6 protein-coding genes are annotated in these 7487 nt (G+C 40.9%); all 6 read left to right on the top strand.

Annotation, left to right across the window (positions count from 1 at the left end; all coding sequences use genetic code 11):
• Window positions 1–119 precede the first annotated feature (119 nt).
• The gene (locus tag RIF36_RS01645; RefSeq protein WP_350149297.1) at window positions 120–317 is read left to right on the top strand and encodes an HU family DNA-binding protein; all 198 of its coding nucleotides are present in this window, start codon (window positions 120–122) and stop codon (window positions 315–317) included.
• Between the two features lie 2 nt (window positions 318–319).
• Entirely contained in the window at window positions 320–2074 is a 1755-nt protein-coding gene (locus RIF36_RS01640) for an SPOR domain-containing protein (RefSeq protein WP_350149296.1), read from the top strand.
• 13 nt (window positions 2075–2087) lie between these two features.
• The gene (locus tag RIF36_RS01635) at window positions 2088–2795 is read left to right on the top strand and encodes a MotA/TolQ/ExbB proton channel family protein (protein ID WP_350149295.1); all 708 of its coding nucleotides are present in this window, start codon (window positions 2088–2090) and stop codon (window positions 2793–2795) included.
• Between the two features lie 2 nt (window positions 2796–2797).
• Window positions 2798–3214 carry an ExbD/TolR family protein gene (locus RIF36_RS01630; protein WP_350149294.1) on the top strand — a complete coding sequence of 139 codons (417 nt, stop codon included), beginning with the start codon at window positions 2798–2800 and terminating at the stop codon, window positions 3212–3214.
• Between the two features lie 10 nt (window positions 3215–3224).
• Window positions 3225–4046, top strand: a complete 822-nt coding sequence (locus RIF36_RS01625; protein WP_350149293.1) for an energy transducer TonB — start codon at window positions 3225–3227, stop codon at window positions 4044–4046.
• A 206-nt stretch (window positions 4047–4252) separates the two neighbouring features.
• On the top strand, window positions 4253–7453 hold the full coding sequence (locus tag RIF36_RS01620; RefSeq protein WP_350149292.1) for a VPS10 domain-containing protein: 3201 nt from the start codon (window positions 4253–4255) through the stop codon (window positions 7451–7453).
• Window positions 7454–7487: the final 34 nt, after the last annotated feature.

Here is a 7487-nt window from a genome sequence, read left to right as displayed (position 1 = left end):
AAAAATTTGGCGTTTATTTGAAAGTGTTGAATATTCTGGGACAAAACTATGAGGTTTGGCAAGGTTATGAAGAGCGACCTTTTCAAATTTTCGGAGGTATTAAAGTAACTTTATAAGCTATGACGAACGATTTTTTAAAAGTATTTGGGTTAACGATTCGTGATCAGATCATCATGAAGAATTCTGTCGAAATAAAAGGTCTAGGTACTTTTAAAGCAGAACACACAAGCCAGCAACAGGAAAGAAAGGGAGATGGAAAGCTCGTTATGCTTCCTCCAAAAGACAGTATTGAATTCAAAGCTGATATGGGGGAATAACAATGCTGATAGATAATGAAAAATTTATTGCCCTGCTTGCTGATAATTCGGGAATAGAAAAAGAGAAAGTTGAGAAGTACCTGGAAGAGCTTATAAATGAGATGAAAGCTTCTTTTGATGAAGGGGAAGGATATGAAGTGGAAGGGTTTGGGATTTTCAGCAAATTAGGATCAAATATACTGTTTATCCCTTCTGATGAGCTGGAAACGGAGGTCAATTATAAGTATGTAGGTATGGAGCCTATTGAACTTCCCGGAGGAGCACAACAGCAAGAAACTGAGGCGCCTGAAGAGGAAGAAGAAAATCCTATTCAGGGAATTCTTGACGGTGGAGAAACTGAAGAGTACGAAGATCCGTTTGCTGAGTTGTTCAATGAAGCAGAAGAGCATGAAAAAGCAGGTCAGGAGCAGACGGAAAAAGGAGACCTCAGTGAAGAGGAGATTGAAGCTGTTGTTGAAGAAGAGATAGAAAGTGAAGACACTGAAGAAATAACTTCGGAAGAAACAGATAAAGAAGAAGAACCGGAAGAGGCTTTAGAAGATACGCTTAAAGACATATTTGGTTCAGACGAAACTGAAGAAGAAACAGAAACAGAAGAAGAGCCTGAACCGGAAGAGGAGTCTGCACCGGGGCCTGAAAAATGGGGCATAGATGCACATAAAGAGGAAGAACAGGAGGGTGCTTTTTCAGGTTTGTTGGGTGATACTGCAGATGAACCCGAATTAATTGATGAAGACGACATTTTTGCAACAGAAGAAGAAATCACTGCTGAAGAGGAATTGTCTGAAACAGATGAAGGACTTCAGCAAGAAGAAGATGAGACTAAAGAAGAAAAAGATGAGGAAATAGATTTCTCTGCGTTGGAAGATGATAGTTCTGACGAAGACTTCGACGATCCATTTGATGAGCTTATAGAAGAAGATGATGATGAAGATTTTGTACCTGTAGTAACGAATGTGTCTTCAGGAAAAGCTTCTAAAATGGAAGTTGATGAGGATCAAAAGGAAGAACAAGAAGAGAAGACCGAGAAAAAAAGCAGGACACCGAAGAGTCCCAGAGACAGAAAAAAAAGTTCACCGGTGTTTTTATATATGATTCTTGCTCTGGTTTTGTTGGGAGGAACCGGATATCTATTAGCGTATTTTGGTGTTGTTAATATTGAAGGAATTACGCCATCGTCAGCTTCAACACAAGTAGCGCAGAACACTCTGCCGGTAACACAGCCGGAAAGCACGCCACCGCAAACTTCACAGTCAGAAGAGGAGGAGCCGATAAGAGATGTGCCTGAGATTGAAGCGAACAGCGAAAATACTCCTGATGAAGCCGAAGAAAATACCGGAAATATTTCTGAATCCGAATCTGAAGCTACTGACGATGTAACAACTCAAGACCAGGAAAATGATATAGCTCCACTGGTTGCTGATGAAAAAGCTCCTGGCGATGGAGGTATTATTTCTCCGGTAAATATTCAGGAACAAGCCGAAGTATATGGCTTAAAAGGAACTGCAACCGAAGCCGGGAACAATGGCTATACGATTGTACTATATACTTTAAGCCGGAAGTCCGGAGCAGACGCTCAGTTTGAAAAATTATCTAAAGATGGCTTTCGGGTTATTATTAAAGAAAATCCGTCACAGGAATTCGGTGTATTATACAGAGTAAGCATCGGACAATTTGAGTCACTGGCAGATGCAGCTATTGCTGCTGAAAAGGTTGATTCTGAAATACTTGGAAATTATATCATCACAAAAATTTAAACATTTCATTTACATGAACACCCTTCTTTTACTATTTCAAGATTCAACGGCAGTTGCTGATTCGTTAGCAATGGCACTCGAAGGCGAAACAATTACATTATTCGATCTTTTAATTGAGGGAGGGGTTTTAATGATCCCGATCTTCGTGCTTTTTATGCTTTCTATGTACGTAATTGTAGAACGTTGGCGAGCTTTAAACCGATCACATACGGATACAGAGAGATTTTTAAGTTCAGTTGAAGGTTTGTTGAAGTCCGGGAAACAATCGGATGCTATGGCTTACTGTGATGATCATGACAAACCGTTGGCAAGAATTATTAAAGCCGGAATCAAACGTTTAGGTCGCCCGATTCGAGATATCGAAGATGCCATTGACAATGCCGGAAAAAAAGAAATATTCTTTCTTGAAAAAAGAATGAATTGGTTAGCAACCATTGCGGGTGTTGCACCATTACTAGGTTTTACGGGAACGGTAACTGGTATGATCGAGGCTTTCATGGATATTCAATCCCTTCAGGGAAATGTTAACCCAAGCGAATTAGCCGGAGGTATCTGGGAAGCTCTTATTACCACCGCAGCAGGATTGATTGTTGGTCTGATAGCATTCGGGTTCTATAACTTTTTACTAGGTAAGATCAACAGGTCTATTTTTGAGCTTGAAAATGCATCTGCAGATTTTATGGACTTACTTCAATCACCGGCACCTAAAAAGCAGGCATAATTATGGCACGCGATTTTAGACGAGGAGATAAAAGGTTAACCCCGTTATCGCTATTCTCTCAATCTTCATTGACAGATATAGTATTGCTGTTGTTGATCTTCTTTTTGCTGACCTCTTCATTCGTTACAAATTTTGGGATTAAGGTAAACATTCCAAAAGCAGAGTCCGGATCAACTACTCAGAATGAGTTTATCTCAGTAGCAATTACTAAGGAAGGCGAGTTTTATGTGGATGGAGACTTAACGGCACGAGGTTCACTAGCTCTTCAGATCAGGGCAGCACGCAATAATAAGCAGAGTCAAACGATTATATTACGTGCCGATAAGGACGCAAAAGTAGATGATGCGGTGAGAGTTATGAATATTGGTAAGGCCTTGAATTTAAAATTGGTCATGGCTACGGAACAAAGTTCATTATAAATTAATCAGGATGAAGAAAACTAAATTCACACAAGATGATAGTGTTGCACTTACGGTAACGTTGAGTGTGAGCATTATTATGGTTTTGTTTTCTCTGTGGTATACACTGGATATGAACCAAAACTTCCGACCTTCTTTTATTGAAGTAGAGTTCGGTGAGTTTAGATCAGGAACATTAGCAGAGTTTTCTGAAGTTAAGGAAGATGAAGTAGCTACTCGACCAAATCCTTCCGAAGTTAAAACCGAGGAACCCGTTGAAGAAACCCCGATTCCGGAAGAACAGCCCACCAATCCGACAGAAGAAATTACCAAACCTGTAGATCTTCCAGATGAGGTTGAAGAAGTAAAAGACGAAAAGGTCGAAACACCTAAGACGGATGTTGTAGACCCCACCAAAGAGACGGCGGAAGAAGTAAAAGAAGAAATTGAGATTCCTCCGCAGGCAAAAGAAGATCTGGAAGTTAGTGACGGCGCAAAAGAAAGTGGAGATATTAAAGGTAATACCGGAGAAACAAATGCTGATGCCGGCACAGGAGTTGATGATGAGAAGTCTGCTCCTTACGAACTAAAATGGGATGGGAATATCGAAAGAGACCCGATGGTTCAACCTTTACCCGAAAATACTGCAAACACAGAAGGGGTTATTTCCGTAAAATTTCAGGTAAAACCTGATGGTTCGGTAGGGTTGATTATTCCATTGAAGAAAATGAATCCCGAGTTAGAAAAGGAAGTGCAGCGGACATTAAGAAGTTGGAAATTTTCAAAACTTCCAAGTGGAGTACCTCAACAAGCACAATGGGGAACAATAACTTTCCGATTTGTATTCGGATAGTCCGTCCAAAAAAGGAACCATCCTTGGTTGTCTCTTTTTTGTAACTTTCAACAGTTCGTAAAGCTATTAATAAATGTAATCTCATAAGAGTGAGATCAACTAAAAAATGAGTTAGCTTCACAACTTTTTACCCATTCCTTGCTTCTGTACCAATACATTCAGTTATTCAATTCTGTATAACTAACTAAACTAACTTCGGTACTACTATGAAGGCAAGAAAGCTATTCTATTCCGTATTCACTTGTTTAATTGTTTCGTTTTTTGTGGCTGATATCTCTTCAGCTCAGGTTTTCGGGCATGGTGAGGAAACGGAATCTCCTACTTATAAAAAAGAACTCTTTAAAGATTTAAATTATAGAAATATTGGACCATACAGGGGTGGGCGCTCAGTAGCCGTATCAGGTCATGCTTCACAACCATATACTTTTTACACCGGGTTTGCTGGCGGAGGTGTTTTCAAAACAACAGATGGGGGAAGCAGTTGGATAAATGTATCTGATGATTTTTTTAAAACAGGTTCTGTAGGTGCGATTTCTGTGGCACCTTCAGATCCGAATGTAATCTATGCCGGAATGGGCGAAACCGATATTCGCGGAAATATGAGCGCCGGTGACGGAATGTATAAATCTACCGATGCCGGAAAAACCTGGAAACATATCGGTTTAGGCGAAAGCCAATTTATTGGTGATATAGAAGTGCACCCTTCAAACGATGAAATCGTTTGGGTAGCAGCTATGGGACAGATTTTTGGTATGGATGGAAATGAAGAAAGAGGGGTTTTCAAATCTACAGACGGAGGAGCTACCTGGAAAAAAGTTTTATTTAGAAATAATAAAACCGGAGCTGTGGACATCGCTGTTGATCCGAATAACCCCAGAATAATATTCGCAGCACTTTGGGAAGCATACAGAAATCCTTGGGAAATGAGCAGTGGTGGAGAAGGAAGTGGATTATTCAGAAGTAAAGATGGCGGAGAAACCTGGGAAGAAATTTCAAAATTCCCGGGAATGCCAAAAGGGTTACTTGGAAAGATCGGTGTCGCTGTTTCGCCTGCAAATTCGAACAGAGTTTGGGCAATCATAGAGAATCAAAATGGTGGAGGTTTGTTTCGCTCCGAAAATGGTGGAGATACTTGGAGAAGAATAAGTGCTGATAGAAATCTTCGCCAAAGAGCCTGGTATTACTCTAAAGTTATTGCAGATCCGAAAAATGAAAACGGAGTATATGTTCTTAATGTAGGTTTCTGGAAATCAACAGATGGAGGAAGTAAGTTCAGCAGGATCGGAACTCCACATGGCGATCATCATGATCTGTGGATCGATCCAAATGATCCCCAACGAATGATAATAGGTGATGATGGTGGAGGTCAGGTAACGTACAATGGCGGAGAAGGTTGGTCTTCGTATTATACTTCAGCTACAGCACAAATTTATCAGGTTACTACGGATAACCAATTTCCATATATGGTGTACGGAGCTCAGCAGGATAACAGCACGTTCGGCATCAAGAACAGAACGAATGGCTTTGGAATTGATGAAAGCGATTGGTGGCCGGTAGCCGGTGGTGAAAGTGGATATATTGCTCCTGATCCGGAAGATCCGAATGTTACTTTCGGGGGTAGTTATGGTGGATATCTCAATAAATATGACAAAGAACTAGGATTAAGTGATCGCGTTGATGTTTGGCCTGATAATCCTATGGGAGCAGGCGCTGAAAAGCTTAAGTACAGATTTCAGTGGACTTTCCCGATCATAATCTCTCCTCATAATCCTGATGTTCTTTATACCACATCGCAACATGTGCATCGTTCTACAGATGAAGGAATGAGTTGGGAAACGATCAGTGACGATCTCACCAGAAATGACAAGGAAAAGCAGAAAGAATCAGGTGGGCCGATTACAAAAGATGATACCTCTGTAGAGTATTACAATACTATCTTTACTTTTGTTGAGTCGCCAATTCAGGAAGGTACTTTTTGGGCGGGATCAGATGACGGATTAATTCATATCAGCAGAGATAACGGAGAAACTTGGGAGAATGTAACACCGAAGGGATTACCGGAAACAATGATCAGTATCATTGACGCTTCTCATCACGATGCGGGAACAGCTTATTTTGCAGCTACACGATATAAGTTCAATGACTTTGCTCCGATGATCTACAAAACCACAAATTATGGTAAAAGCTGGACGAAGATCACAAAAGGAATTCCTGCAATGGATTTCACTCGTGTGGTTAGAGAAGACCCAAACAAAAAAGGCCTGCTGTATGCAGGAACAGAAACCGGAGTATATATTTCTTTTGATGCGGGCGAAAACTGGCAAGATCTGCAATTAAATCTTCCGGCTGTTCCGGTTACAGATATGGCTGTTCATAAACGTGATAAAGATCTCGTAGTGGCAACTCAGGGGCGTTCGTTCTGGATACTGGATGATCTGCCTGTGCTTCACCAAATGAGTGATCAGATCGCTAAAGCAGAAAACCATCTTTTCCAGCCGGAGAGAACATACTTGTTCGGAGGCCCCAGCTTCAGCAGACCGGGTTCTACAGTAGGGCAGAATCCTGAACGAGGAGCTGTTTTCTTTTACACGTTGAAAGACGAAATCGAAGAAGAGATCAAGCTGGAAATTATCGATCCTGCTGGTAATACCATAAGAACATATTCCAGCATCAAAGATGATAATGACCGTCCTGTAAGAGAATCTTCAACTTTTTATGAAGAAGAAGATCGAACCAGACCAAGTGTGGTAGCAAATCAACCCGGACTAAATAAGTTTGTTTGGGGATTGGATTATCCTGACGTAACCAGAATTGATGGCACACAAATTCTTTGGGCAGGAAATACTTCAGGTCCTTCCGCAATTCCGGGTACGTACACTGTGAAAATGCATATCGGCGATGAGGTTGTTGCAGAACGTAATTTTGAAGTGGTTAAAGATCCAAGATTGGAAAATGTATCTCAAGAAGATTTCGTGGCGCAGTTCGAGTTGGTTAAAACCATCAAAGCAAAACTGGACACAACGCATAAAACCATCAACAGAATTCGTGAGGTTCGCAAAGAGATTAACGAAATGATGGCTGAAGCAAAAGACAACAAAGAGCTTCAGGAAAAAGCGAAAACGATGCTGGAAGCAATGTCAGAAGTTGAAAATGAACTAATGCAAACCAAAGCCGAAGCAACTCAGGATGTATTGAACTTTGAGATCAAGCTGAATAACAAGCTTGCTGCACTGGCCAGCACTGTAGCAACCGGTTACGGCAGACCAACTAAACAGCAATATGCAGTGTATGAAGATCTGGCTGGAAAAGTGGATGCACAATTCAAGCGTTTGCAAGCAGTTTGGGATGGAGAATACGAAAACATCATTCAGGAATTTGAAAGCAAAGGCGGGAAGATTGAGAATTAACCAGAGCTCTAACAAATTCTAAATCATTATACAA

The sequence above is a fragment of the Imperialibacter sp. genome, assembly GCF_040222815.1.
GTDB lineage: Bacteria > Bacteroidota > Bacteroidia > Cytophagales > Cyclobacteriaceae > Imperialibacter.
The sequence above is the reverse complement of the archived record's forward strand: the minus strand, read 5'-3'. Positions and strand labels throughout refer to the sequence as shown.